This is a genomic window from Pseudomonas sp. TH37 (assembly GCF_016650735.1).
GTDB classification, from domain to species: Bacteria; Pseudomonadota; Gammaproteobacteria; order Pseudomonadales; family Pseudomonadaceae; genus Aquipseudomonas; species Aquipseudomonas farris.
Map to the genome: position 1 here is coordinate 416,629 of NZ_JAEKFD010000005.1, position 22,953 is coordinate 439,581.

Here is a 22,953-nt window from a genome sequence, read left to right on the forward strand (position 1 = left end):
CGGTGTTCCTGTAGGGCATCGCATGGCCTAAAGCTGTGGGAGTTCAGCTGTCTATCAATATGCCTTCAAAATAAAGGTCATCAAGACAGTTGCTCCCACATTGAACAGTGTTACTCGTCGTTTTCGTGGGTCAGTTCCAGTACGCGGTCGACCAGTTTGTTGATGCCGGAAGCAGCCTCGCTGATCGATTGCGCCAGCATGTACGCCGGAGTGCTCACCAGCTTGCGCGCCTTGTCTTCGACAATGTCGGTCACTGCGCACTCGGCATGGGTGGCGCCCATTTTGTTCATCGCGGCGGCGGTATCGGCATCGTTGCCGATGGTGCAGGTCACACCCGGGCCGTAAATCTTGGCCGCCAGGGCCGGCGAAATGCAGATCAGCCCCACCGGTTTGCCGGCCTCGGCGAACGCTTCGGTCAACGCCAGGACGTCAGGCTGAACGCTGCATCCGGCGCCTTCGACGGCAAAGTTCGACAGGTTCTTGGCCGAGCCGAATCCGCCAGGAACAATCAGCGCATCGAAGTCTTCGACGCTGGCGTCACGTATATCCTTGATGTTGCCCCGGGCGATCCGTGCCGATTCCACCAGCACGTTGCGCGCCTCGGGCATTTCTTCGCCGGTCAGGTGGTTGATCACATGCAATTGCGCGATATTGGGTGCGAAACACTGCACCTGGGCGCCGCGCTGGTCCAGCCGCAGCAGGGTGATCACGCTTTCGTGGATCTCGGCGCCGTCGTACACGCCGCAGCCGGAAAGGATCACTGCAATTTTTTTGCTCATGGGCTTTTCTCCAGATTCATGGCGTTAAATGTCCACTAATTTGTCACTCGTTGCCATAGGGTTAATGCGCGGCTACACCTAATCTCTGCTGAACGATTCTGATCAGGGCGCGTCATGGACTTCATTCTGTATGCGGTGCCGTTTTTCTTTGTGCTGATTGCGGTCGAGTTGCTGGCCGACCGTTGGCGCGGGGTGAGCAATTACCGCGTGGCAGACGCGATCAACAGCGTCAGCACCGGCGTGCTGTCGACTACCACGGGCCTGTTGACCAAAGGCGTCGGCCTGGTGACTTATGCCTTCGCCCTGAAGCATCTGGCCGTAATTGAGCTGTCGGCCGACAGCGTCTGGGTCTGGGTGTTTGCCTTCGTCTTCTACGACTTCTGCTACTACTGGCTGCACCGCATGGGCCACGAACGCAACATCCTCTGGGCCGCCCACTCGGTGCATCATCAGAGCGAGGATTACAACCTCTCCACGGCCTTGCGCCAGACCAGCACCGGGTTTCTGCTGAGCTGGATTTTCTACCTGCCCATGGCCGTGCTCGGCGTGCCGCTGCTGGTGTTTGTCAGCGTTGCGGCGCTGAATCTGCTGTACCAATTCTGGGTGCATACCCGGCACATTCCCAAGCTTGGCTGGTTCGAGTGGTTCTTCGTCACGCCGTCCAATCATCGGGCTCACCATGCACAGAACGCTCTTTACATGGATCGCAACTACGGCGGGGTGTTCATTATTTGGGACCGTCTATTCGGCTCGTTCCAGGAAGAGGACGACAACGAACCGGTGATTTTCGGCGTGACCACACCGCTGGCGAGCTGGAATCCGTTGTGGGCGAACGTGCAGTTCTATGTGCAGCTGTGGGATGACGCCCGGCGCGCCGAAAGCGGGTGGGACAAGCTGCGGATCTGGTTCATGCGCACCGGTTGGCGGCCGGCGGATGTGGCGGCCAAGTACCCGATGAACAAACCGGACCTGAGCCAGTTCCGCAAATTCGAGGTACGGCTGGATGGACGCCAGCAGTGGTATGTGGCGCTGCAATTTTGCGTCTACATCGCCTTGGGCAGTTACTTGATGAACCTGGAGCAGAGCCTGCCGACTTCTGCCCTGGTGTTGGGCTGGGGCGCCGTCGCACTGGGGCTGTTTGTGTTGGGCGTAGCCTTGGAAAATCGCCCGCAGGCACTGAAGCTGGAGCTGTTGCGGCTGGCATCGAACCTGCCGCTGATGTGGCTGGCGCCAATGGTCGGGCTATGGCCGGGCAGCGAGGTGGGTTGGGTGGGGCTGCTCAGTTACAGCCTGCTCAGCGCAATCGGTCTCTACTGTTGTAGAAACCGCTTCACTCGATGGGCGTCGTAGGTTCGCTGGACTTGGCTTGTTCTGCTTTCAACGCTTGCTCGTCGGCATAGATCTTCTTCGCCAGACGGGCATTCTTGAAGCGCCGCCGCAGCCACAGGCCAAAGCCCAGTACCAGCAGAGCGCCCAGCACCCATAGCTCGTACTTCTTGATACTGCCAAGCATGCCTTCGAGTACCGCGCCGAAGTGATAAGAGGCTGCGGCAAGCGCAGTGGCCCAGATCGCTGCGCCAATCCCGTTGAGCAGCAGGTAACGTCCCGGCGGATAGCCCGACAGACCGATCGCCACCGGCATTACGGTGCGCAACCCGTAGACAAAACGGAAGCTCAGCACCCAGATGTCCGGGTGCTTGCGAATATGTTCCAGCGCCCGATCGCCCATCAGTTGCCAGCGCGGTTTGCGGGCCAGCAATTTGCGCCCGTGCTTGCGCCCCAGGAAGTACCACAGCTGATCGCCGGCATAACTGCCGAAGAACGCCACGACCACCACCAGGTTGATGTCCATGTATCCGCGGAACGCAAGGAAGCCCGCGAGCACGAGAATGGTTTCGCCTTCGAAAAACGTGCCGAGAAAAAGGGCAAAGTAGCCGAAGTCATGCAGAAATTGTTGGAGCATTGTCTGGGTGCTGGCGAAATGAACGCGCAGCCTAACCCTTCGTGCACATTCATGAAAGTGTCCAAATGTGTCTCGACGTGAACATTTCCTACAAGGACAATGGAATGCGGCTACGTGTCACAGGGTGCACACAACTGTCATGTGTTCGTCATAATGGCCGCTTATAACTGTCACGCTCGCCCGTCTGCGCGGGCTCAGGAGTCTGCCGTGAGCTTTACCCCCGCCAACCGTTTGTTTCCTGCAACCCGCCTGCGTCGCAACCGTCGTGATGATTTCTCGCGTCGACTGGTCCGTGAAAACGTGTTGACCGTCGACGATCTGATCTTGCCGGTGTTCGTGCTGGACGGTGAAAACCGTCGCGAAGCGGTGGCCTCGATGCCAGGCGTCGAACGCCTGACCATCGATTTGTTGCTTGAAGAAGCGGCCAAGTGGGTCGAGCTGGGGATTCCGGCGCTGGCATTGTTTCCGGTGACGCCACCGGAGCTCAAATCCCTGGACGCCGCCGAAGCCTGGAACCCCAACGGCATCGCCCAGCGTGCCACTCGAGCCCTGCGTGACCGGTTCCCGGAGTTGGGTGTGATCACCGACGTCGCTCTGGACCCGTTCACCACCCACGGTCAAGACGGCATTCTCGACGAAGAAGGCTACGTGCAGAACGACATTACCGTCGACGCACTGGTTAAACAGGCCCTGTCCCACGCCGAAGCCGGCGCTCAGGTAGTGGCCCCGTCAGACATGATGGACGGTCGCATCCAGGCAATCCGCGAAGCGCTGGAGCTGGCCGATCACGTCAACGTGCGGATCATGGCTTACTCGGCCAAATACGCCAGCGCCTATTACGGTCCGTTCCGCGATGCGGTGGGCTCGGCGCTGAACCTGGGCAAGGCCAACAAGGCCTCCTATCAAATGGACCCGGCCAACAGCAACGAAGCCCTGCACGAAGTGGCGGCGGACTTGTCAGAAGGCGCGGACATGGTCATGGTCAAGCCAGGCATGCCGTATCTGGATATCCTTTACCGGGTCAAAGAAGAATTCAAAGTGCCGACCTTCGTCTATCAGGTCAGCGGCGAATACGCCATGCACATGGCGGCGATCCAGAATGGCTGGTTGAGCGAAGGGGTTATCCTCGAATCCCTGACCGCTTTTAAACGTGCAGGCGCTGATGGCATCCTGACTTACTTTGCCGTCCGTGCTGCTCAATTGTTACGAGAGCAAAAATAGCCCTCCCAGGAACATTCGATGAATACCGAAGGACTCACTGAAGTTGCCGTAAAAGACGCTCAACCTGTGGTGGAGCAAATCGCCGAAACCCCGCCGGAGCTGGAGCCTGCTCCACCCGCGGTGGTGGCCGAGCCCGTTGTTGCGGCGCCAGCGATTGCCATTCCCGGCCTGGATGACAGCAGCCTGTACATCCATCGTGAGCTCTCGCAACTGCAGTTCAACATCCGCGTGCTGGAACAGGCGCTGGATGAGTCCTACCCATTGCTGGAGCGGCTGAAGTTTCTGCTGATTTTCTCCAGCAACCTGGACGAGTTCTTCGAGATTCGTGTGGCCGGCCTGAAGAAGCAGATCACCTTCGCCCGTGAACAGGCTGGCGCCGATGGCTTGCAGCCGCATCAAGCTTTGGCCCGCATCAGCGAGCTGGTGCACGGCCACGTCGATCGCCAATACGCAATCCTCAACGACATTCTGTTGCCGGAACTGGAAAAGCATCAGGTCCGCTTCATCCGTCGTCGCTACTGGACCACCAAGCTCAAGACTTGGGTTCGTCGTTATTTCCGTGACGAGATTGCGCCGATCATCACCCCGATTGGCCTCGACCCGACGCACCCGTTTCCGTTGCTGGTGAACAAGAGCCTGAACTTCATCGTCGAACTCGAAGGCATCGACGCCTTCGGTCGCGACTCCGGTCTGGCGATTATCCCGGCACCGCGTCTGCTGCCGCGGATCATCAAAGTGCCGGAAGAAGTCGGTGGCCCGGGCGACAACTACGTGTTCCTGTCGTCGATGATCCACGCCCACGCCGATGACCTGTTCCAGGGCATGAAAGTCAAAGGCTGCTACCAGTTCCGCCTGACCCGAAACGCCGACCTTGCGGTCGATACAGAAGACGTCGAAGACCTGGCCCGCGCCCTGCGCGGCGAGTTGTTCTCCCGTCGCTACGGTGACGCGGTGCGGCTGGAAGTGGCCGATACCTGCCCGAAACACCTGTCCGATTACCTGCTCAAGCAGTTCAACCTGCACGAGACTGAGCTGTATCAGGTCAACGGCCCGGTCAACCTGACCCGGTTGTTCAGCATCACCGGCCTGGACAGTCATCCGGAGCTGCAATACACCCCGTTCACCCCGCAGATCCCGAAACTGCTGCAAAACAGCGAGAACATTTTCAGCGTGATCAGCAAGCAGGACATCCTGCTGCTGCACCCGTTCGAATCGTTCACCCCGGTGGTCGACTTGCTGCGCCAGGCGGCCAAGGACCCGCACGTGTTGGCGGTTCGTCAGACGTTGTATCGCAGCGGCGCCAACTCCGAGATTGTCGATGCGCTGGTGGACGCTGCGCGTAACGGCAAGGAAGTGACAGCGGTAATCGAATTGCGCGCGCGGTTCGACGAGGAATCCAACCTGCAGCTGGCCAGCCGTCTGCAAGCGGCCGGTGCGGTAGTGATTTACGGCGTGGTCGGCTTCAAGACCCACGCCAAGATGATGCTGATTTTGCGCCGCGAGGCTGGCGAGATTGTCCGCTACGCCCACTTGGGTACCGGCAACTACCACGCGGCCAACGCCCGTCTGTACACCGACTACAGTCTGCTGACCTCCGACGACGCCTTGTGCGAAGACGTCGGCAAACTGTTCAGCCAGTTGATCGGCATGGGTAAAACTCTGCGCATGAAGAAACTGCTGCATGCGCCGTTCACGTTGAAGAAGGGCATGCTCGACATGATTGCCCGGGAGACGCAGTTCGCCCTCGACGGCAAGCCGGCGCACATCATCGCCAAGTTCAACTCGCTGACCGATCCGAAGGTCATCCGTGCGTTGTACAAGGCCAGTCAGTCCGGGGTGCGTATCGATCTGGTGGTGCGCGGCATGTGCTGCCTGCGCCCGGGCATCGCCGGCGTTTCCCACAACATCCACGTGCGCTCGATCATCGGTCGCTTCCTGGAACACACCCGGGTCTTCTACTTCCTCAACGGCGGCGAAGAGCAGATGTTCCTGTCCAGTGCCGACTGGATGGAGCGCAACCTCGACAAGCGCGTCGAGACTTGCTTCCCGGTCGAGGGCAAGAAGCTGATTTTGCGGGTCAAGAAAGAGCTGGAGCTTTATCTGACCGATAACACTCACAGCTGGAGCCTGCAGGCGGACGGTCGCTACATCCGCAACACGCCGACCGGCAACCAGAACCCGCGCAGTGCCCAGGCAACCTTGCTTGAGCGCTTGGGCAGCCCGATACTGACCGTTCGGTAACGCTGGTGTGATACAAAAAATGGCGATCCCTGCGGATCGCCATTTTTGTTTTCATCGGATGAACATGCCGAACCTGTTCCCTGTAGGAGCTGCCGCAGGCTGCGATCTTTTGATCTTGATCTTTTCTGGGCTACTGAAAAGCAAGATCAAAAGATCGCAGCCTGCGGCAGCTCCTACAGGGTATTGCGTGATTAACGGACGTTCAGCACGAAGCTGACGCGGGTCAGCCACTCCGCTTCCAGGGCGAAGTCGGCCTGGGTCAACTGGTTGTCGTCCAGCCAGTGTTCCGGGAATAACACATCCAGGCTGTCGCCGTTGGCGTGCAGCACCACCTGTGGCATTTCCTGGGTACCGCGGATGTGATGGAACAGAATCGCAAAGCGCAGCAGTACGCACAAACGAATCAGCTTGATGCCGTCGTCACCGAAGTCGGCGAACTTGTCCTTGGGAATGTTGCGTCGGTGGCCCCGCACCAGCAGCGCGAGCATTTGCTGGTCTTCGCGGGAGAATCCGGCCAGGTCCGAGTGCTCGATCAGGTAGGCGCCGTGCTTGTGGTACTGATAGTGGGCGATGTCCAGGCCCACTTCATGGACCTTGGCCGCCCAGCTCAGCAGTTCGCGCCAGACGCCGTCGTTCAGATCCCAGTCTTCAGCCACTTGATCGAAGGCGTGCAGTGCCTTGCGTTCGACTCGTACGGCTTGTTCCAGGTCGACGTGGTAACGCTCCATCAGCGAGCTGAGCGTGCGCTCACGGACGTCTTCATGATGATGACGGCCCAGCAGGTCATAGAGCACGCCTTCGCGCAGGGCACCTTCACAGTGATCCATGCGTTGCAGTTCGAGGGAGTCGAAGATCGCTTCGAGAATCGCCAACCCGGCGGGGAAGATCGCCCGGCGGTCGGGCTTGATACCTTCGAAATCGATTTTCTCGATATCGCCGAGTTTGAACAACTTGCGCTTGAGCCAGGCCAGGCCTTCGGCATTCACTTCACCAGTGCCATGCCCGCCAGCCTTCAGCGCCAGGCCAATGGCGCGAATGGTGCCCGAGGAGCCGATGGCTTCATCCCAGGTCAGGCGGTGCAGGGCGTGTTCGATGCTCATGATCTCCAGCCGCGCCGCAGTGTACGCTTGGGCGTAGCGGGCCGGGGTGATCTTGCCATCCTTGAAATAGCGCTGGGTGAAGCTGACGCAGCCCATTTGCAGGCTTTCGCGCAGCAGCGGTTCGAAGCGCTGGCCGATGATGAATTCAGTACTGCCGCCGCCGATGTCGGCCACCAGGCGCTTGCCCGGCGTGTCGGCGAGGGTGTGGGAGACGCCGAGGTAAATCAGGCGAGCTTCTTCACGGCCGGAGATCACTTCTACCGGATGGCCAAGAATTTCTTCGGCGCGACGGATGAATTCGGCGCGGTTACGGGCTTCGCGCAGGGCGTTGGTGCCGACGATCCGCACGGTGCCGGGCGGCATACCGCTGATCAGTTGGGCGAAACGCTTCAGGCAATCGAGCCCGCGCTGCATGGATTCTTCGCTGAGTTGACGTTCTTCGTCGATGCCGGCGGCCAGCTGAACCTTCTCCCCGAGACGTTCGAGAATCCGGATTTCGCCGTTCTGGGCCTTGGCCACGACCATGTGAAAGCTGTTGGAGCCCAGGTCGATTGCGGCGATCAGGGACAGATTCTTGGCTTGGGATTGCGGCATGGTCAGGGGGTCTCGGTCGATAACCTCGACATCCTGCCACGATCAAACGCTGCCGCCAACGCGTAGGAGCTGTCGAAGGCTGCGATCTTTTACCACGGGGGCATTCGTGGCGTTGCAGATGGCCTCTTCGCGGGCAAGCCCGCTCCCACAAGTTTTTGCGTCGAACACATGATCGCGTTCCAACAGAGAGCCCTGTGGGAGCGGGCTTGCCCGCGAAGGCGGCCTCAAAGGCACTAAATATCCTTCAGTCTGCCGCCTCAACCGTCCCAATGAAATTCGCCAGCTCCGCCGTCTGCGGGTTGGCAAACAACACCTTCGGATCCCCCACCTCATGCACCTTGCCGTGGTGCATGAACACCAATTTGTCCCCAACCTCGCGGGCAAAGCGCATTTCATGGGTGACCATGATCAGCGTCATGCCCTCCTTGGCCAATTGCCGGACCACGCTCAGCACTTCGTTCACCAGTTCCGGATCCAGCGCCGAGGTGATCTCGTCGCATAGCAAGACTTTCGGCGACATCGCCAAGGCACGAGCAATCGCCACCCGCTGTTGCTGGCCGCCAGACAGTCGATCCGGGAACGCATCAAACTTCTCTCCCAGCCCGACCCGTTCCAGCATCTGCCGCGCCAGTTCGGCGGCTTTGGCTTTCGGTACTTTCTGCACCACTTGCGGCGCAAGCATGACGTTTTCGCCCACAGTCAGGTGCGGGAACAGATTGAACTGCTGGAACACCATCCCGACTTTCTGCCGCAGGCTGCGCAGGTCGGCGCGGGCGGCGTCGAGGTATTCGCCGTCGACTTCGATCACGCCGTCATTGATCGATTCCAGACCATTGAGGGTGCGCAACAAGGTGGATTTGCCCGAGCCGCTGCGGCCGATGATCGCCACCACCTGGCCTTCGTCGACACTCAGGTCGATGCCTTTGAGCACATGGTGATCGCCGTAATATTTATGCAGGGCGGAAATTCTAAGCAGAGGCATGCAGTCTCCTTTCCAGGTAGCGCGCACTGAGGGACAAGGGGTAGCAGAGCAGGAAGTAACCGAGCGCCACCAGGCCGTAGACCATGAAGGGCTCGAAGGTCGCGTTGGCGAGCATGCCGCCGGTCTTGGTCAGTTCGGTAAAGCCGATGATTGAGGTGACTGCGGTGCCTTTGACCACTTGCACCGAGAAGCCCACGGTCGGCGCCACGGCGATGCGCAGGGCTTGCGGCAGGATCACGTAACGCAATTGCTCCAGCGGATTGAGCGCCAGACTCGACGAGGCTTCCCACTGGCCGTTGGGGATCGAGTCGACACAACCGCGCCAGATCTCCGCCAGATAGGCGCTGGTGAACAGCGTCAAGGCAATCGCCGCGGCCATCCACGGTGAAATTTCTACCCCGGCCAACGCCACACCGAAGAACACCAGAAACAGCTGCATCAATAGCGGCGTGCCCTGGAACAGTTCGATGTAGGTGCGGGCGAAGTTGCTGGGCAGGGATTTTTTTGAAATCCGCATCACCATGATCAGCAAACCGATCAGCCCACCGCCGATAAACGCCACCAGCGACAATGCCAGGGTCCATTGCAGGCCCGTGAGCAGGTTGCGCAGGATGTCCCAGAAGGTGAAATCGCTCATTGGCTGCTGCTCCTTGCTATGTAGCGCCGGCCGATCCAGTTCAGCAATTGGCGGATCAGCAGCGCCATGCACAGGTAGATCAGTGTGGTCAGGGCATAGGTTTCAAAGGCGCGGAAGTTGCGCGATTGAATGAAGTTGGCGGCGAAGCTCAGCTCTTCGGTGGCGATCTGCGAGCAGACCGCCGAGCCGAGCATCACGATGATGATCTGGCTGCTCAGGGCCGGCCAGACCTTGCCCAGCGCCGGCAACAGAACCACGTGACGGAAGGCTTCGAAGCGCGTCATCGCCAGGGCGGCTGCGGCTTCCAGCTGCCCGCGAGGGATCGCTTGAATGCCGGCGCGGATGATCTCGGTCGAATAGGCGCCGAGGTTGATCACCATCGCCAGTACCGCCGCCTGCCATTCGGAAATCTGCAGGCCCAGCGACGGCAAGCCGAAGAAGATGAAAAACAACTGCACCAGGAATGGCGTGTTGCGGATCAACTCGACGTAAACCCCGAAAATGCCGGCGAACGGGCGGATGTTCCACGCCCGCACCAGTGCCCCGACGATGCCCAGGCCGACCCCGAGCACCGCGCCAATGGCCGTCAACTCAAGGGTGAACAGCGCACCGCGCAGCAGCAGGTCGGTGTTTTCCACCACCGGCAAGAAATCGAACTGATAAGCCATAAATCGTCTCCCGCGCGAACGATCAGAGATCGGCCGGCAGCGGCTCTTTCAGCCAGGTTTGCGAATTCTTTTCCAGCGCCCCGTCAGCTTTGGCCGTGGTGAGGATGTCGTTGACCTTGCCCAGCAGCGCCGGCTCGTTCTTGTTCACGCCAACGTAAACCGGCGAATCCTTGAGCTTCACTTTCAGGGCCGGCACGCGTTTCGGGTTTTTCTCGCTGATCGCTACCATCACCACGTTGCCACTGGCGATCAGGTCGACCTGGCCGGCGAGGTAGGCGGCGATGGTCGAGTTGTTGTCTTCGAAGCGTTTGATGGTCGCGCCTTCGGGAGCGACTTTGGTCAACTCGATGTCTTCAATGGCGCCACGGGTGACGCTGATGGTTTTGCCCTTGAGATCGTCCAGGCCCTTGATGGCGGCGTCTGGCGGGCCGAACACGGCGAGGTAGAACGGTGCGTAGGCACGGGAGAAGTCGATGACTTTTTCGCGCTCAGGGTTCTTGCCGAGGCTGGAAATCACCAAATCGACTTTGCCGGTGGTCAGGAACGGAATGCGGTTGGTGCTGTTGACCGGGGTCAGCTCGAGTTTGACCTTGAGTTGGTCGGCCAGCAGTTTGGCGGTGTCGATGTCCAAGCCGCGAGGTTTCATGTCCGGGCCGACCGAGCCGAATGGCGGGAAGTCCTGGGGCACGGCAACTTTGAGGGTTCCGCGTTTGACCACGTCCTCCAGACCGTCGGCGTGGGCGGGTGCCTGGCTCAGCATCAGGCTGGCAAACAGGGCTGCGAGGAGGACGCTGTAACGCTGGGTCATGGCAAATCTCCGGATCGGCGGGAAGTGATTTCTGCGGATCGACAGAGCACGGGCCATGCCAAGATTAGGTTTTGGGGGGCGCAGGCCACGGTTTTGCTGGTGTCGTTCGGTCTTACTGGTCTGAACAGTTGGGTGGCATTTCGCACCCTGATGGCGCACCCGTGAAAATTCCCGAACCCCCATGGGGCACGACTTGCCGGACGTCGCGAATAGCTTTACAACTAGCCGCTCATTGGCCTGGCTCGTCTGAAAAAACCATGAACTCGATCTCCCGCGCCGTACCTGAAGTGGCGCTGCAAGCCATCCGCAAACTGATCACCGAGCAAGGTTTCGGGGCGGGGGATGCCTTGCCCTCGCAACGGGACCTGGCGGTGCAATTGGGGGTCAGTCGGGCATCATTGCGTGAGGCGTTATCGTCCCTGAGTGCGCTGGGCGTGATCAGTATCCAGCCAGGCAAGGGCGTGTTCGTGCAGTCACCGGTCGATCTGCCCCGGGGCGATGCGGCGCCGGGCTGGCCGTTCGCGGCTCAGGCATCGCCGCTGGACATCTTCCAGTTGCGCTACGCGCTGGAAGGTTTTGCCGCCGGGCTGGCGGCTGTGACCCTGAGCACCGATGAGCTCGATGCCCTGGAAGACAATGTCGCCGCCATGCGCAACGAACTGCGTGCCGCTGATTTCGATGCAGCGGCACGACTGGATTTCGAGTTTCACCGGCGCATCCTCCTGGCCAGCGGCAATCAGGCGATGTTGAGCATCCTTACAGCCAGCGCCGACATCTTCCTGGAGAGCCAGAAGCTACCGTTCATCCGGGCCGAACGCGCCATGGAAACCTGGCAGGAACACCGTAAAATCCTCCGCGCGCTGGCTCGTCGGGCCTCTGGCGCCGCGCAGAAGGCGATGCAAGAGCATGTGCGCAACGCCGCCCTGCGCACCGGAATTGCTTTCGTCGCTCCCGCCACCTCATGACTTGAGCTATACCCAAACTCATGGACCACCATAGCGAGACTCAATCATCTGCGGCTTCCTGAACACGGGAAGGGCGGCTATGATGGGCCACGTTTTTTATTGCTTACAACCCGGAGACATCCATGAGCAGCGATCTTATCAAGCACGTCACCGACGCTAACTTCGAAGAAGAAGTACTGAAGGCTGCTGGCCCTGTGCTTGTTGACTACTGGGCTGAGTGGTGCGGCCCTTGCAAAATGATCGCCCCGGTTTTGGACGAGATCGCTGGCACCTACGCTGGCAAGCTGACCGTCGCCAAGCTGAACATCGACGAAAACCAGGAAACCCCGGCCAAGCACGGCGTACGTGGTATCCCGACGCTGATGCTGTTCAAGAACGGCAACGTCGAAGCCACCAAGGTCGGCGCGCTGTCGAAGTCGCAACTGGCTGCTTTCCTCGACGCCAACATCTAAGCGTTGTTATAAAGCGTCATGAAAAGGCCCCGCATAATGCGGGGCCTTTTCGTTATTGAGGGCTAGACGCTCCGAAACTCAGGTGGTACATTCGGCCCCGCACTGGTTTCTCCACTGCCCCCTGCTAGCCGTCGCCGACGCACTCCTTTTCGAATAAGTACGCGATCCTGTCGCCTTCTCTGCGGCGCGGCCTCATTAAGCCAAAAGCTTAATTTCCCCCCTCCATAAATGATTACGTCATTCCTATATGAATCTGACTGAACTCAAGCAAAAGCCGATTACCGAACTGCTCGAATTGGCCGAACAGATGGGCATAGAAAATATGGCCCGTTCGCGCAAGCAGGACGTGATTTTCTCCCTGCTCAAAAAGCACGCTAAAAGCGGCGAGGAAATCTCCGGTGATGGCGTGCTGGAGATTCTCCAGGACGGCTTCGGCTTCCTGCGCTCCGCTGACGCTTCCTATCTCGCCGGCCCAGACGATATCTACGTCTCGCCGAGCCAGATCCGCCGCTTCAACTTGCGCACCGGTGACACCATCGTTGGCAAGATCCGCCCTCCAAAGGAAGGCGAGCGGTATTTCGCGCTGCTCAAGGTCGACACGATCAACTACGATCGTCCCGAGAACGCGAAAAACAAGATTCTCTTCGAGAACCTGACCCCGCTGTTCCCGACCGTGCGCATGAAGATGGAGGCCGGCAACGGTTCCACCGAAGACTTGACTGGTCGTGTCATCGACCTGTGCGCCCCGATCGGTAAAGGCCAGCGCGGCCTGATCGTTGCACCGCCGAAAGCCGGTAAAACGATCATGCTGCAGAACATCGCGGCGAACATCGCACGTAACAATCCTGAAGTTCATCTGATCGTATTGCTGATCGACGAACGTCCGGAAGAAGTGACCGAAATGCAGCGCACCGTTCGCGGCGAAGTGGTTGCCTCGACGTTCGACGAACCGCCAACCCGCCACGTGCAGGTTGCCGAAATGGTGATCGAGAAGGCCAAGCGCCTGGTCGAACACAAAAAGGACGTGGTGATCCTGCTCGACTCCATCACCCGTCTGGCGCGTGCTTACAACACCGTGATCCCGAGCTCCGGCAAGGTACTGACCGGTGGTGTCGATGCCCACGCCCTGGAGAAACCGAAACGTTTCTTCGGCGCTGCACGGAACATCGAAGAAGGCGGCTCGCTGACCATCATCGCTACCGCGCTGGTTGAAACCGGCTCGAAGATGGACGAAGTGATCTACGAGGAATTCAAAGGCACCGGCAACATGGAACTGCCTCTGGATCGCAAGATCGCTGAAAAACGTGTGTTCCCGGCCATCAACATCAACCGCTCCGGTACTCGCCGCGAAGAGTTGCTGACAGCCGACGACGAACTGCAGCGTATGTGGATCCTGCGCAAGCTGCTGCACCCGATGGACGAAGTCTCTGCCATCGAGTTCCTGGTCGACAAGCTGAAACAGACCAAGACCAACGACGAGTTCTTCCTGTCGATGAAACGTAAGTAAATCGCAGAAAGTCAGCAAAAGCCGGGGAAACCCGGCTTTTTGCTATCTGATTTTTGATGTTCGTGGTTCTGAATAGAGGGGTTCGGCGCTAAACTGCCTGCCCCGAACGCCACGGCCAACACGAGGCTCACGCATGCAGTATCGCGACTTGCGCGACTTTATCAGCGGCCTGGAAAAGCGCGGCGAACTCAAGCGCATCCAGGTTCCAGTGTCCCCAGTGCTCGAAATGACCGAGGTCTGCGATCGCACGTTGCGCGCCAAGGGCCCGGCGCTGCTTTTCGAAAACCCTACCGGTTATGACATTCCAGTACTCGGCAACCTGTTCGGCACCCCCGAGCGCGTGGCGCTGGGCATGGGCGCAGAAGCGGTCAGCGAGTTGCGCGAAATCGGCAAGCTGTTGGCGTTCCTCAAGGAGCCCGAGCCGCCGAAGGGCCTGAAGGACGCCTGGTCCAAGCTGCCGATCTTCCGCAAGATCATTGCCATGGCGCCGAAAGTCGTCAAAGACGCGGTGTGCCAGGAAGTGGTTATCGAAGGCGACGATGTCGATCTGGCGATGTTGCCGGTACAGACCTGCTGGCCGGGCGACGTCGGCCCGCTGATCACCTGGGGCCTGACCGTCACCAAAGGTCCGAACAAGGATCGCCAGAACCTCGGCATCTACCGTCAGCAAGTGATCGGCCGCAACAAGGTGATCATGCGCTGGCTGAGCCATCGTGGCGGCGCGCTGGACTACCGTGAGTGGTGCGAGAAACACCCTGGCCAGCCGTTCCCGGTATCTGTGGCCTTGGGCGCTGACCCGGCAACCATTCTTGGCGCCGTGACGCCGGTGCCGGACAGCCTCTCCGAATACGCTTTCGCCGGTCTGTTGCGCGGTAACCGCACCGAGCTGGTGAAGTGCCGCGGCAATGACCTGCAAGTGCCGGCCACCGCCGAGATCATCCTCGAAGGCGTGATCCATCCGGGCGAAATGGCCGATGAAGGTCCATACGGCGACCACACCGGCTACTACAACGAAGTCGACAGCTTCCCGGTGTTCACAGTCGAGCGCATCACCCACCGGATCAAGCCGATCTACCACAGCACCTACACGGGCCGTCCACCGGATGAGCCGGCGATTCTCGGCGTGGCGCTGAACGAAGTGTTCGTGCCGATCCTGCAAAAGCAGTTTCCGGAGATCACCGACTTCTACCTGCCGCCCGAAGGCTGTTCGTACCGCATGGCCATCGTGACCATGAAGAAGTCGTATCCCGGCCATGCCAAGCGGGTAATGCTCGGTGTCTGGTCGTTTTTGCGACAGTTCATGTACACCAAGTTCGTTATCGTCACCGACGACGATATCAACGCACGGGACTGGAACGACGTGATCTGGGCCATCACCACGCGCATGGACCCCAAGCGTGACACGGTGATGATCGACAACACGCCGATCGACTACCTGGACTTCGCCTCGCCGGTCTCCGGCCTGGGTTCGAAGATGGGACTCGATGCCACGCATAAATGGCCGGGCGAAACCACTCGCGAGTGGGGCCGGGTCATCGTCAAGGATGAAGCCGTTACCCAACGGATCGATGCCATCTGGAATCAGTTAGGAATAGATTGATGCGTGTAACCTTGCAGCCCTCCGGAGCAGTGCTAGAGATTCTGCCCGGCGAGCGGATTCTCGATGGCGCGCGGCGCCTGGGCTATGAATGCCCGCAGAGCTGTCGCAACGGCAATTGCCATGTGTGCGGCGCGTTGCTGGTGGAAGGGCGGGTCGAACAAGCCGGCGATGTGCGTGACCATGGCGAGTTCTACACTTGCATTGCAGAGCCGCTGGAAGACTGCATCGTGCTGTGGGATGGCGTGCTCGCGCTGGGAGAATTGCCGGTGCGCAGCGTGTCGTGTCAGGTCATTGAATGTAGAGACGTCGGTGGCGATACCTGGCGCGTGCGTCTGCGTGCGCCTGCGGGCAAGCCGCCGCGCTATCACGCCGGTCAGTACCTGATGATCGAGCGTGAGAGCGGCGAGAAGTCCGCCTTCTCCCTGGCCTCTGCACCGCATTCCGGCCGCGATCTGGAAATTCACGTGCTGGCGCGCGAAAGCAGTGCGCTGAGCCTGATCGAACAGCTTCAGCGCAACTCGATGGTGCGCATCGAGATACCTTTCGGCGACACTCATCTGGCGGAATTGCCGGACGGTCCACTGGTACTGATTGCTGCCGGTACGGGCATGGGCCAGATTCACAGCCTGATCGAACATTGCCGGGCCACGGGCTTCAAGCACCCAGTGCATCTGTATTGGGGTGTGCGTCGTCCCGAAGACTTTTATGACATTGAGCACTGGGACGAATGGTTGAAATTGCCCAATCTGTTCCTGCATAAAGTCGTCAGCGATCAATGCGGCTGGGGAGGGCGCTGCGGCATGTTGCATGAGGCGGTGTGTGAAGATTTCCCTGATCTGAAAGCCCTGCACGTCTACGCCAGCGGCTCTCCGGCGATGGTCTATGGCACGCTGGATGCGCTGGTCGAAGCAGGGATGGATGCCCATCAAATGCGCGCGGATGTTTTCGCTTACGCGCCCCGATCTTGATCAGCGATTTAAATCGTTATAACTCCCCATATAGCCTATCGGTATTTATAGATTTATATAAATGCCGGTAGGTTATATCTCATTCAGGCAATAAGTCTTAGAGCGCCACCATGGCACTTAAATTGCCTTAAGACATATGTGCCTTATTGTTACAGCGGTGCGTTCTATTAAGTAATTCTTTACCCGCGGGGAGCTGAACGCTATTCGCCATGAGCGCCATTGAATCTGCTTTTTTGAATCTGGCTTACCCTCCGCGGCTCGATCTGGGGCCGCAGCTCACGCACGAACAATTACTCGGCTCAATGCAGGCGACCATGGCACGCCACAAGGGTGGGCCGGTCTGGTTGTTCGCTTATGGTTCGCTGATCTGGCGTCCTGAATGTGCGGCGGTTGAGAGAGTGCGCGGTCGCGTGCATGGCTACCATCGCGGTTTATACCTATGGTCCCACGAACATCGCGGTACACCGGAAGTGCCCGGGCTGGTGTTTGGCCTGGATCGCGGCGGCTCATGCAGCGGGTTTGCCTATCGCTTGCCCGAAGAACAACTCGAAGCTTCGCTTTATGCACTCTGGCAGCGTGAAATGCCATTCCCGTCCTATCGCCCACATTGGCTCAACTGCCGTCTCGAAGACGGAAGCCAGGTTCAGGCATTGGGATTTGTATTGGAACGGCACCTGCCCAGCTATGCCGGCAACTTGCCGGATCATGTGCTGAGCCAGGTGTTCGAAAGCGCTTGCGGACGTTATGGCACCACTCGCGAGTATGTCGAGCAGACTGCGCACGCCCTGCGTAGCCACGCCATGCCAGACCGGAATCTGGAGGCGCGGCTCAAGCGCTGCAAATCAAAGGCCGATCAGGCGATCGCTTCGCGGCTCTGACTGGCGACGTTCTTGTGGCCCAGGGTGGGTGCCAGGAACGCCATCGCCAGCAGGCAGGCAACGACCAGCAGGATGAAGCCGCCATCCCAGCCGAAATAGTCCACCGTGTAGCCCATCAGGGCACTGGCCGCGACTGAACCACCCAGATAACCAAACAGACCGGTAAAGCCCGCAGCCGTACCCGCCGCTTTCTTGGGCACCAGCTCCAGCGCTTGCAGGCCCACCAGCATCACCGGGCCATAGATCAGGAAGCCGATCGCGAACAGCGAGATCATGTCGACCATCGGGTTGCCCGGTGGATTCAGCCAGTACACGATCGTTGCAACGGTCACCAGTGCCATGAACACCATGCCCGTCAGGCCACGGTTGCCCCGGAAGATCTTGTCCGACATCCAGCCGCACAGCAGCGTGCCGGGAATGCCTGCCCACTCGTACAGGAAGTAAGCCCAGGACGTCTTGTCGAAGTCGAAGTGCTTGACCTCTTTAAGGTAGGTCGGCGCCCAATCCAGAATGCCGTAGCGCAACAAATAGACGAAGACGTTAGCCAGCGCGATGAACCAAAGCATTTTGTTGCGCAGCACGTATTTGACGAAGATGTCCTTGGCGCTGAATTCTTCTTCGTGGCTGGCGTCGTAGCCTTCCGGGTAATCGTTCTTGTACTTCTCGATGGGCGGCAAGCCCGTCGATTGCGGGGTATCGCGCATGACAATGAAGGCAAATACAGCGACCAGCAACGCCACTGCTGCCGGCACATAGAACTTGCTGTGCCAATCGTTGAACCAGCCCATGCCGAGTATCGCCAGCGGGCCAATCAAGCCGCCGCCGACGTTATGCGCGGTGTTCCATACCGAAACCACACCGCCGCGTTCTTTTTGCGACCACCAGTGCACCATGGTGCGCCCGCTCGGTGGCCAACCCATGCCTTGCGCCCAGCCGTTGATGAACAACAGGATGAACATCATGGTCACGCTGGACGTCGCCCAGGGTGCGAAACCGAAAACGAACATCACCCCGGCGGACACTATCAGGCCAAAGGGCAGGAAGTAACGAGGGTTGGAGCGGTCGGACACGATGCCCATCAAAAACTTGGAAAGACCGTAGGCGATCGCAATCGCCGACATCGCCACCCCGAGTTGGCCTTTTGTATAGCCTTGGGCGATCAGATCCGGGAATGCCAGGGTGAAGTTCTTGCGCAGCAAGTAGTAACCCGCATACCCAATGAAAATCCCGGCGAAGATCTGCCAGCGAAGTCGTTTGTAGGTGTCGTCTATTTTTTCTTCAGGCAATGGAGCCTGATGTGCGGCAGGACGAAAGAAAGCAAACATTCAAGAGCTCCAGATTTCTTGTTTTGACTGCGGATGCGAATGTTACAGTTTCGTTACCGAAAATAGCACCGGTTCGCATCGGCCAAACAGGGGAAATGTTGGAGATCGCATGTTCTTTTATGAACATGTCGCTCATATATAAATGCAGGACGGTATGAGGATGGCGGAACCGGGTCGCAGGGCTAGGACCCGGTTTAGATCAAGTAGGTGAGTAAACGATCAGCGAACCTGAACCACCACTTTCCCGACCGCCTTGCGCTGGCCAAGATCATTGATGGCCTGCGCCGCATTGCTCAGGGGATAAACCTGGGACACCAGCGGCTTCAACTTGCCTTCGGCAAACCAGCCAAACAGTTGCTGGAAGTTCGCCGCGTTGTCCTGTGGTTGGCGCTGGGCGAAGGAGCCCCAGAACACGCCGACCACCGCTGCGCCTTTGAGCAGTGCCAGGTTCACGGGCAGCTCAGGGATTCGTCCGCTGGCGAAGCCGACTACCAAAAGGCGGCCGTTCCAGGCGATGGCGCGGATGGCCTGGTCGAACAGGTCGCCGCCCACCGGATCGTAGATCACGTCGGCGCCCTGGCCGTCGGTCAGGCGTTTGATCTCGTCCTTGAGGCTGGTTTCGCTGTAGTTGATCAACTCATCGGCACCGGCGGCCTTGGCCACGGCGAGTTTTTCCGCGCTGCTGGCGGCGGCGATCACCCGGGCGCCCATGGCTTTGCCGATTTCCACCGCGGCGAGGCCGACGCCACCGGAAGCGCCGAGCACCAGCAAGGTTTCGCCGGGTTGCAGGTTGCCCCGTTGCTTGAGAGCGTGCATCGAAGTGCCGTAGGTCATGCTGAATGCGGCGGCGGTGTTGAAGTCCATCGATGGCGGGATCGGCAACACGTTGTAGCCCGGCACCGCGACCTGCTCGGCAAAGCTGCCCCAGCCAGTCAGGGCCATGACCCGGTCACCGACCTTGAGGTGACTGACCTTCTCGCCCACCGCGCTGACCACCCCGGCCGCTTCGCCACCCGGTGAAAACGGGAAGGGTGGTTTGAACTGGTATTTACCCTCGATGATCAACGTGTCCGGGAAATTCACCCCAGCCGCATGCACGTCCAGCAGGATTTCATTCTTCTTCGCGACAGGACTGGCGACGTCTTCCAGCACCAGCGATTCGGCAGGGCCGAAGGCTTTGCACAGCACGGCTTTCATCAGGGCTATTCCTTTGGGAGTGATGGCCGATAAGTGTAGGTGTGTGAGTCATTGGGTCAACGAGCATGCCCGACCCTGATAGTCAGCCATAAGCTTGTGCTTGAGCGGCGGGTCGTTATGCTTGGCCGCAAACCGGATAAGGAGCGAATTGTGAAAGCGTGGATCATGTTGTTTCTGGCCCTGTCTCTGCCTGTGGCAGCGATGGCCGAAGAAGCCAAAGAAGGTGAGGCCCCGAAGGTCAACTACATCACCCTGAGCCCGCCATTCGTGGGCAACTATGGGCTGGACGGCACGCCGAAGCTCAAGGTCTACAAGGCCGATGTGGCGTTGCGGGTGACCGGTGAAGAAGCGACCAAAGCGGTGAAGGCCAATGAGCCATTGATCCGCAATCAGCTGGTGGCGTTGTTTGCGCAGCAGACCACTGAAACCATGAATAACGTCGAAGCCAAGGAAAAGCTGCGTCAGGAAGCCTTGAAGCAGACCCAGCAGGTGATGAACGACGAGACCGGCAAGCCGGTGGTTGAGGATTTGTTGTTCAACAACCTGATCATTCAATAAGTCTTTTGCTGTCCGGGCAGGCCTCATCGCGGGCAAGCCCGCTCCCACGATGATCTCCAGTGAATGCAGCCTTTGCATCCACCCCAGATCCCTGTGGGAGCGGGCTTGCCCGCGATGACATTCGAAATAGCGCTGGAGATTTTACGGCTTGAGTGCAATCACCGCCGCCCACTGCTCGGCCGTCACTGGCATCACCGACAGCCGCGAACCCTTCTGCACCAGTGGCATCTCGGCCAGCGCCGTTTGCTGCTTCAGATAATCGAGCTTCAGCACCTTGGGAAACGTTTCGGTATGCGCAACATCAATCGCGCTCCAGGCGTTTTTCTCGGCAGTGGCCTTCGGGTCGAAGTAATGACTCTCAGGCTCCAGCGCCGTCGGGTCCGGGTACGCGGCTTCGACAATCTTGCCGATCCCGGCAATTCCCGGCTCCGGGCAGCTGGAGTGATAGAAGAAAAACTCGTCACCCACCGCCATGGCCCGCAGGAAGTTACGCGCCTGGTAGTTGCGAACCCCGTCCCAGCGCGCTCGGCCAAGCTTCTCCAGGTCTTTGATCGAGAGTTCGTCGGGCTCGGATTTCATCAGCCAATAGGCCATGGTTTTGCTCCTTGCGAGGTGAGTGGGCAAGTGGTCGGGCAATTTTATGACAAACCGACAGTCGGTTGACGCCAGCGTTTGCGTGTCGGTTCACGTTGTCGCAAAATGCCGGCCTTCTAAGCTTGACGCTGCTGCACGGCCTACACCTACAACGGAAACCGCTGCTGTCATCGTGTTGATGTGCCTTTGGGGGGCAATCGATGAAACGCAAACCGGATTTACTATGGATTTTGGTAATTTTATTCGGCCTTGGTGTCGTGACCACCGGCTATGCCCAAAGCCTGTGGAACAACAAACCCGATGCTCCTGTCGAGATCGCACAGCAACAGCCGTCGGCCTTCAAGCGCTGAACCCGTCTTTTGGGCGCCGCTGATTTCAGTGGCGTCTAGTCCGCGAAATACCACGCCTTGTCCGTGACCGTTCCCTGCAGCGGTACATCCCAGCTCGCCTGAGCCAATCGTTGAACCTTCTGACATTCATGGGCCAGGCCCAGCAGCGTCGGCTTGCGCCAGTTTTTGCGGCGCGCCAGGTACGCCAGGCTTCGATCGTAGAAGCCACCGCCCATTCCCAGGCGTCCGCCGACATCGTCAAACCCCACCAGCGGCAACAACACCAGGTCCAGCGCCCAGACTTTGCGTTGGCGGGCGATGTTGTGCCGAGGTTCGGGGATGCGAAAACGGTTAGGTTTGAGCTTTTCGCCGGGACGAATCCGCTGGAACACCATTTTGGTTCGCGGCCATGCACTGAGTACCGGCAGATAAATTGCCTTGCCCCGACGTTGCGCGGCACGCATCAGCAGGCGCGGATCGATTTCACCGTCGTTGGGCAGGTACAGAGAGATGTGTTTTGCGCGGCGGAACAGCGGGTGCTGGGCCAATTGTTTATACAGCCCGCGAGCGGCCTCGCGCTGCTGACTGGGTGTCAGTGCGCGACGGGCCTTGCGCAGCATGCGTCGAAGTTGCGGGCGGGGCAGCAGCGCAGGTTCGGTCATGGATTCAGGCTTCGCAAGTGCGAGTACTAAAGCGTACCCGTAAAAAAGCCGATGCCGGTATTTAAACCGGCATCGGACTGGAATCAGGCTCCCCGGATGAACCGCTGTCGACTTAGCCCTTGAACCCGAAAGTTCAAGGTGGAAGATGCAGTAGGCTTTAAGGCTTTCCGTCTAGCGGACATGCACACCAGCCCAACGTGCAACCTCCAGGGTAGTGCGAATCGGCTCAGGGACGTCGTCAACTGGCAAGCACCCCAGGGAGTGATGCGAGTATACCCCAAGCGGTCACGCGAATCAGCCCTTGGTGACATCCGGATCGGTTGCCAGTACCAGATCGACGCGGTCCAGCAGGTCGCGAACCTGCTCACGGGTCGAGCCGCTGGCCTGTACATCCGGGCGTTCTTCCTTATGCAGAAGATCGTGCGTGATGTTCAGCGCGGCCATCACGGCGATGCGGTCGGCGCCGATGACTTTGCCGCTGCTGCGGATTTCGCGCATCTTGCCGTCCAGATAACGGGCAGCGCTCACCAGGTTGCTGCGCTCTTCCTGGGGGCAGATGATCGAATATTCTTTGTCGAGGATCTGCACGGTAACGCTATTGCTTGAACTCATGAGTCTTGCTCCAGGGCCTTGAGGCGCGAAATCATCGATTCGACCTTACGCCGGGCGATTTCATTTTTTTCAATGAGGTGCGCGCGTTCCTCGCGCCAGCTCTTTTCCTGAGCTAATAGGAGTCCATTCTGACTCTTTAGTTGCTCGACTCGAGTAATTAGCAGTTCGAGTCTGGCCATCAGCGCTTGCAGGTCGGTGTCTTCCATTGTGTCCACTGAGTTTGTGTCTGATGGATGGCAGGCCCTGTACGAAACTGCCTGCGCGTCGATCATGCTGCGTTAAAAACAGGCTCGCCTGATCGGCGCTCGGCGAG

Annotated in this window: 24 protein-coding genes and 1 other RNA gene; 11 read left to right on the forward strand and 14 right to left on the reverse strand. The window is 59.2% G+C overall.

Annotated elements, in window-relative coordinates; all coding sequences use genetic code 11:
* Positions 1 to 110: 110 nt before the first annotated feature.
* Positions 111 to 779 (reverse strand): isoprenoid biosynthesis glyoxalase ElbB, encoded by a 669-nt coding sequence (gene elbB / locus JFU11_RS16320; protein WP_201061312.1) that lies wholly within the window; start codon positions 777 to 779, stop codon positions 111 to 113.
* A gap of 114 nt (positions 780 to 893) precedes the next feature.
* Between elbB and JFU11_RS16325 the strand changes: the two genes are divergently transcribed.
* A complete protein-coding gene (locus JFU11_RS16325) occupies positions 894 to 2,129 on the forward strand; it encodes a sterol desaturase family protein (protein ID WP_201061314.1) in 1,236 nt (411 codons plus the stop codon).
* Here the strand turns inward: JFU11_RS16325 and JFU11_RS16330 are convergent.
* Positions 2,110 to 2,742 (reverse strand): DedA family protein, encoded by a 633-nt coding sequence (locus tag JFU11_RS16330; protein ID WP_007899360.1) that lies wholly within the window; start codon positions 2,740 to 2,742, stop codon positions 2,110 to 2,112. The two genes, JFU11_RS16325 and JFU11_RS16330, sit on opposite strands and share 20 nt — an antisense overlap.
* Positions 2,743 to 2,949: 207 nt before the next feature.
* Here JFU11_RS16330 and hemB point away from each other — a divergent pair, with 207 nt between their 5' ends.
* Together hemB and ppk1 are read left to right on the forward strand one after the other, a co-directional pair.
* The gene (hemB, locus tag JFU11_RS16335) at positions 2,950 to 3,963 is read left to right on the forward strand and encodes a porphobilinogen synthase (RefSeq protein ID WP_007899362.1); all 1,014 of its coding nucleotides are present in this window, start codon (positions 2,950 to 2,952) and stop codon (positions 3,961 to 3,963) included.
* 18 nt (positions 3,964 to 3,981) lie between these two features.
* Positions 3,982 to 6,204, forward strand: a complete 2,223-nt coding sequence (gene ppk1 / locus JFU11_RS16340) for a polyphosphate kinase 1 (RefSeq protein WP_201061318.1) — start codon at positions 3,982 to 3,984, stop codon at positions 6,202 to 6,204.
* A gap of 191 nt (positions 6,205 to 6,395) precedes the next feature.
* On the opposite strand, the gene ppx is transcribed toward ppk1, so the two are convergent.
* The 5 genes from ppx to JFU11_RS16365 all read right to left on the reverse strand — a co-directional run bounded on the left by ppx (position 6,396) and on the right by JFU11_RS16365 (position 10,993).
* Positions 6,396 to 7,898 (reverse strand): exopolyphosphatase, encoded by a 1,503-nt coding sequence (ppx, locus tag JFU11_RS16345; RefSeq protein WP_201061320.1) that lies wholly within the window; start codon positions 7,896 to 7,898, stop codon positions 6,396 to 6,398.
* A gap of 244 nt (positions 7,899 to 8,142) precedes the next feature.
* A complete protein-coding gene (locus JFU11_RS16350) occupies positions 8,143 to 8,880 on the reverse strand; it encodes an amino acid ABC transporter ATP-binding protein (RefSeq protein WP_201121324.1) in 738 nt (245 codons plus the stop codon).
* Positions 8,867 to 9,517, reverse strand: coding sequence for an amino acid ABC transporter permease (locus JFU11_RS16355; RefSeq protein WP_008012514.1), 651 nt, complete (start codon positions 9,515 to 9,517; stop codon positions 8,867 to 8,869). The genes JFU11_RS16350 and JFU11_RS16355 overlap by 14 nt, the downstream gene beginning before the upstream one ends.
* Positions 9,514 to 10,185: an amino acid ABC transporter permease gene (locus JFU11_RS16360; RefSeq protein ID WP_008076077.1), complete on the reverse strand. Its 672-nt coding sequence runs from the start codon at positions 10,183 to 10,185 to the stop codon at positions 9,514 to 9,516. The genes JFU11_RS16355 and JFU11_RS16360 overlap by 4 nt, the downstream gene beginning before the upstream one ends.
* Positions 10,186 to 10,207: 22 nt before the next feature.
* Positions 10,208 to 10,993, reverse strand: a complete 786-nt coding sequence (locus JFU11_RS16365) for a transporter substrate-binding domain-containing protein (protein ID WP_123720278.1) — start codon at positions 10,991 to 10,993, stop codon at positions 10,208 to 10,210.
* Positions 10,994 to 11,250: 257 nt separating this feature from the next.
* Here JFU11_RS16365 and JFU11_RS16370 point away from each other — a divergent pair, with 257 nt between their 5' ends.
* The 6 genes from JFU11_RS16370 (at position 11,251) to JFU11_RS16395 (ending at position 17,363) form a co-directional block, all read left to right on the forward strand.
* The gene (locus JFU11_RS16370; RefSeq protein WP_201061322.1) at positions 11,251 to 11,958 is read left to right on the forward strand and encodes an FCD domain-containing protein; all 708 of its coding nucleotides are present in this window, start codon (positions 11,251 to 11,253) and stop codon (positions 11,956 to 11,958) included.
* A 122-nt stretch (positions 11,959 to 12,080) separates the two neighbouring features.
* Positions 12,081 to 12,410, forward strand: coding sequence for a thioredoxin TrxA (gene trxA / locus JFU11_RS16375; RefSeq protein WP_007899382.1), 330 nt, complete (start codon positions 12,081 to 12,083; stop codon positions 12,408 to 12,410).
* A 247-nt stretch (positions 12,411 to 12,657) separates the two neighbouring features.
* The gene (gene rho / locus JFU11_RS16380) at positions 12,658 to 13,917 is read left to right on the forward strand and encodes a transcription termination factor Rho (protein ID WP_007899384.1); all 1,260 of its coding nucleotides are present in this window, start codon (positions 12,658 to 12,660) and stop codon (positions 13,915 to 13,917) included.
* Positions 13,918 to 14,050: 133 nt separating this feature from the next.
* Entirely contained in the window at positions 14,051 to 15,517 is a 1,467-nt protein-coding gene (gene ubiD / locus JFU11_RS16385) for a 4-hydroxy-3-polyprenylbenzoate decarboxylase (RefSeq protein ID WP_007899385.1), read from the forward strand.
* Complete coding sequence (locus JFU11_RS16390; RefSeq protein WP_201061324.1) at positions 15,517 to 16,485, forward strand: CDP-6-deoxy-delta-3,4-glucoseen reductase; 969 nt, start codon at positions 15,517 to 15,519, stop codon at positions 16,483 to 16,485. The genes ubiD and JFU11_RS16390 overlap by 1 nt, the downstream gene beginning before the upstream one ends.
* A 209-nt stretch (positions 16,486 to 16,694) precedes the next feature.
* A complete protein-coding gene (locus JFU11_RS16395) occupies positions 16,695 to 17,363 on the forward strand; it encodes a gamma-glutamylcyclotransferase (RefSeq protein WP_038980835.1) in 669 nt (222 codons plus the stop codon).
* Here JFU11_RS16395 and glpT read toward each other — a convergent pair.
* Positions 17,339 to 18,688: a glycerol-3-phosphate transporter gene (gene glpT / locus JFU11_RS16400; protein ID WP_052964553.1), complete on the reverse strand. Its 1,350-nt coding sequence runs from the start codon at positions 18,686 to 18,688 to the stop codon at positions 17,339 to 17,341. The genes JFU11_RS16395 and glpT overlap by 25 nt on opposite strands.
* Positions 18,689 to 18,907: 219 nt before the next feature.
* Complete coding sequence (locus tag JFU11_RS16405; protein WP_007899393.1) at positions 18,908 to 19,885, reverse strand: NADPH:quinone oxidoreductase family protein; 978 nt, start codon at positions 19,883 to 19,885, stop codon at positions 18,908 to 18,910.
* 150 nt (positions 19,886 to 20,035) lie between these two features.
* On the opposite strand from JFU11_RS16405, the gene JFU11_RS16410 reads away from it, so the two are divergent.
* Positions 20,036 to 20,443, forward strand: a complete 408-nt coding sequence (locus tag JFU11_RS16410; RefSeq protein ID WP_201061328.1) for a flagellar basal body-associated protein FliL — start codon at positions 20,036 to 20,038, stop codon at positions 20,441 to 20,443.
* Between the two features lie 141 nt (positions 20,444 to 20,584).
* Here the strand turns inward: JFU11_RS16410 and JFU11_RS16415 are convergent, their stop codons facing one another.
* Complete coding sequence (locus JFU11_RS16415; protein ID WP_123720282.1) at positions 20,585 to 21,037, reverse strand: EVE domain-containing protein; 453 nt, start codon at positions 21,035 to 21,037, stop codon at positions 20,585 to 20,587.
* A gap of 200 nt (positions 21,038 to 21,237) precedes the next feature.
* Between JFU11_RS16415 and JFU11_RS16420 the strand changes: the two genes are divergently transcribed.
* On the forward strand, positions 21,238 to 21,387 hold the full coding sequence (locus tag JFU11_RS16420; RefSeq protein ID WP_018927582.1) for a hypothetical protein: 150 nt from the start codon (positions 21,238 to 21,240) through the stop codon (positions 21,385 to 21,387).
* Between the two features lie 35 nt (positions 21,388 to 21,422).
* Here the strand turns inward: JFU11_RS16420 and JFU11_RS16425 are convergent, their stop codons facing one another.
* The 4 genes from JFU11_RS16425 to JFU11_RS16440 all read right to left on the reverse strand — a co-directional run bounded on the left by JFU11_RS16425 (position 21,423) and on the right by JFU11_RS16440 (position 22,846).
* Complete coding sequence (locus JFU11_RS16425) at positions 21,423 to 22,028, reverse strand: 5-formyltetrahydrofolate cyclo-ligase (RefSeq protein ID WP_201087424.1); 606 nt, start codon at positions 22,026 to 22,028, stop codon at positions 21,423 to 21,425.
* 85 nt (positions 22,029 to 22,113) lie between these two features.
* Positions 22,114 to 22,292, reverse strand: a non-coding RNA gene (gene ssrS, locus JFU11_RS16430) — 6S RNA.
* A gap of 30 nt (positions 22,293 to 22,322) precedes the next feature.
* Positions 22,323 to 22,640, reverse strand: coding sequence for a cell division protein ZapA (locus tag JFU11_RS16435; RefSeq protein ID WP_007942435.1), 318 nt, complete (start codon positions 22,638 to 22,640; stop codon positions 22,323 to 22,325).
* Positions 22,637 to 22,846: a TIGR02449 family protein gene (locus tag JFU11_RS16440; RefSeq protein ID WP_007899405.1), complete on the reverse strand. Its 210-nt coding sequence runs from the start codon at positions 22,844 to 22,846 to the stop codon at positions 22,637 to 22,639. The genes JFU11_RS16435 and JFU11_RS16440 overlap by 4 nt, the downstream gene beginning before the upstream one ends.
* Positions 22,847 to 22,953: the final 107 nt, after the last annotated feature.

Excerpts from the sequence above, each read along its gene's own strand:
- elbB (WP_201061312.1), bottom strand. The coding sequence starts at position 779 with ATGAGCAAAAAAATTGCAGTGATCCTTTCCGGCTGCGGCGTGTACGAC.
- JFU11_RS16325 (WP_201061314.1), top strand. The coding sequence starts at position 894 with ATGGACTTCATTCTGTATGCGGTGCCGTTTTTCTTTGTGCTGATTGCG.
- JFU11_RS16330 (WP_007899360.1), bottom strand. The coding sequence starts at position 2,742 with ATGCTCCAACAATTTCTGCATGACTTCGGCTACTTTGCCCTTTTTCTC.
- ppk1 (WP_201061318.1), top strand. The coding sequence starts at position 3,982 with ATGAATACCGAAGGACTCACTGAAGTTGCCGTAAAAGACGCTCAACCT.
- ppx (WP_201061320.1), bottom strand. The coding sequence starts at position 7,898 with ATGCCGCAATCCCAAGCCAAGAATCTGTCCCTGATCGCCGCAATCGAC.
- JFU11_RS16350 (WP_201121324.1), bottom strand. The coding sequence starts at position 8,880 with ATGCCTCTGCTTAGAATTTCCGCCCTGCATAAATATTACGGCGATCAC.
- JFU11_RS16355 (WP_008012514.1), bottom strand. The coding sequence starts at position 9,517 with ATGAGCGATTTCACCTTCTGGGACATCCTGCGCAACCTGCTCACGGGC.
- JFU11_RS16360 (WP_008076077.1), bottom strand. The coding sequence starts at position 10,185 with ATGGCTTATCAGTTCGATTTCTTGCCGGTGGTGGAAAACACCGACCTG.
- JFU11_RS16365 (WP_123720278.1), bottom strand. The coding sequence starts at position 10,993 with ATGACCCAGCGTTACAGCGTCCTCCTCGCAGCCCTGTTTGCCAGCCTG.
- JFU11_RS16370 (WP_201061322.1), top strand. The coding sequence starts at position 11,251 with ATGAACTCGATCTCCCGCGCCGTACCTGAAGTGGCGCTGCAAGCCATC.
- trxA (WP_007899382.1), top strand. The coding sequence starts at position 12,081 with ATGAGCAGCGATCTTATCAAGCACGTCACCGACGCTAACTTCGAAGAA.
- rho (WP_007899384.1), top strand. The coding sequence starts at position 12,658 with ATGAATCTGACTGAACTCAAGCAAAAGCCGATTACCGAACTGCTCGAA.
- ubiD (WP_007899385.1), top strand. The coding sequence starts at position 14,051 with ATGCAGTATCGCGACTTGCGCGACTTTATCAGCGGCCTGGAAAAGCGC.
- JFU11_RS16390 (WP_201061324.1), top strand. The coding sequence starts at position 15,517 with ATGCGTGTAACCTTGCAGCCCTCCGGAGCAGTGCTAGAGATTCTGCCC.
- JFU11_RS16395 (WP_038980835.1), top strand. The coding sequence starts at position 16,695 with ATGAGCGCCATTGAATCTGCTTTTTTGAATCTGGCTTACCCTCCGCGG.
- glpT (WP_052964553.1), bottom strand. The coding sequence starts at position 18,688 with ATGTTTGCTTTCTTTCGTCCTGCCGCACATCAGGCTCCATTGCCTGAA.
- JFU11_RS16405 (WP_007899393.1), bottom strand. The coding sequence starts at position 19,885 with ATGAAAGCCGTGCTGTGCAAAGCCTTCGGCCCTGCCGAATCGCTGGTG.
- JFU11_RS16415 (WP_123720282.1), bottom strand. The coding sequence starts at position 21,037 with ATGGCCTATTGGCTGATGAAATCCGAGCCCGACGAACTCTCGATCAAA.
- JFU11_RS16420 (WP_018927582.1), top strand. The coding sequence starts at position 21,238 with ATGAAACGCAAACCGGATTTACTATGGATTTTGGTAATTTTATTCGGC.
- JFU11_RS16425 (WP_201087424.1), bottom strand. The coding sequence starts at position 22,028 with ATGACCGAACCTGCGCTGCTGCCCCGCCCGCAACTTCGACGCATGCTG.
- JFU11_RS16435 (WP_007942435.1), bottom strand. The coding sequence starts at position 22,640 with ATGAGTTCAAGCAATAGCGTTACCGTGCAGATCCTCGACAAAGAATAT.
- JFU11_RS16440 (WP_007899405.1), bottom strand. The coding sequence starts at position 22,846 with ATGGAAGACACCGACCTGCAAGCGCTGATGGCCAGACTCGAACTGCTA.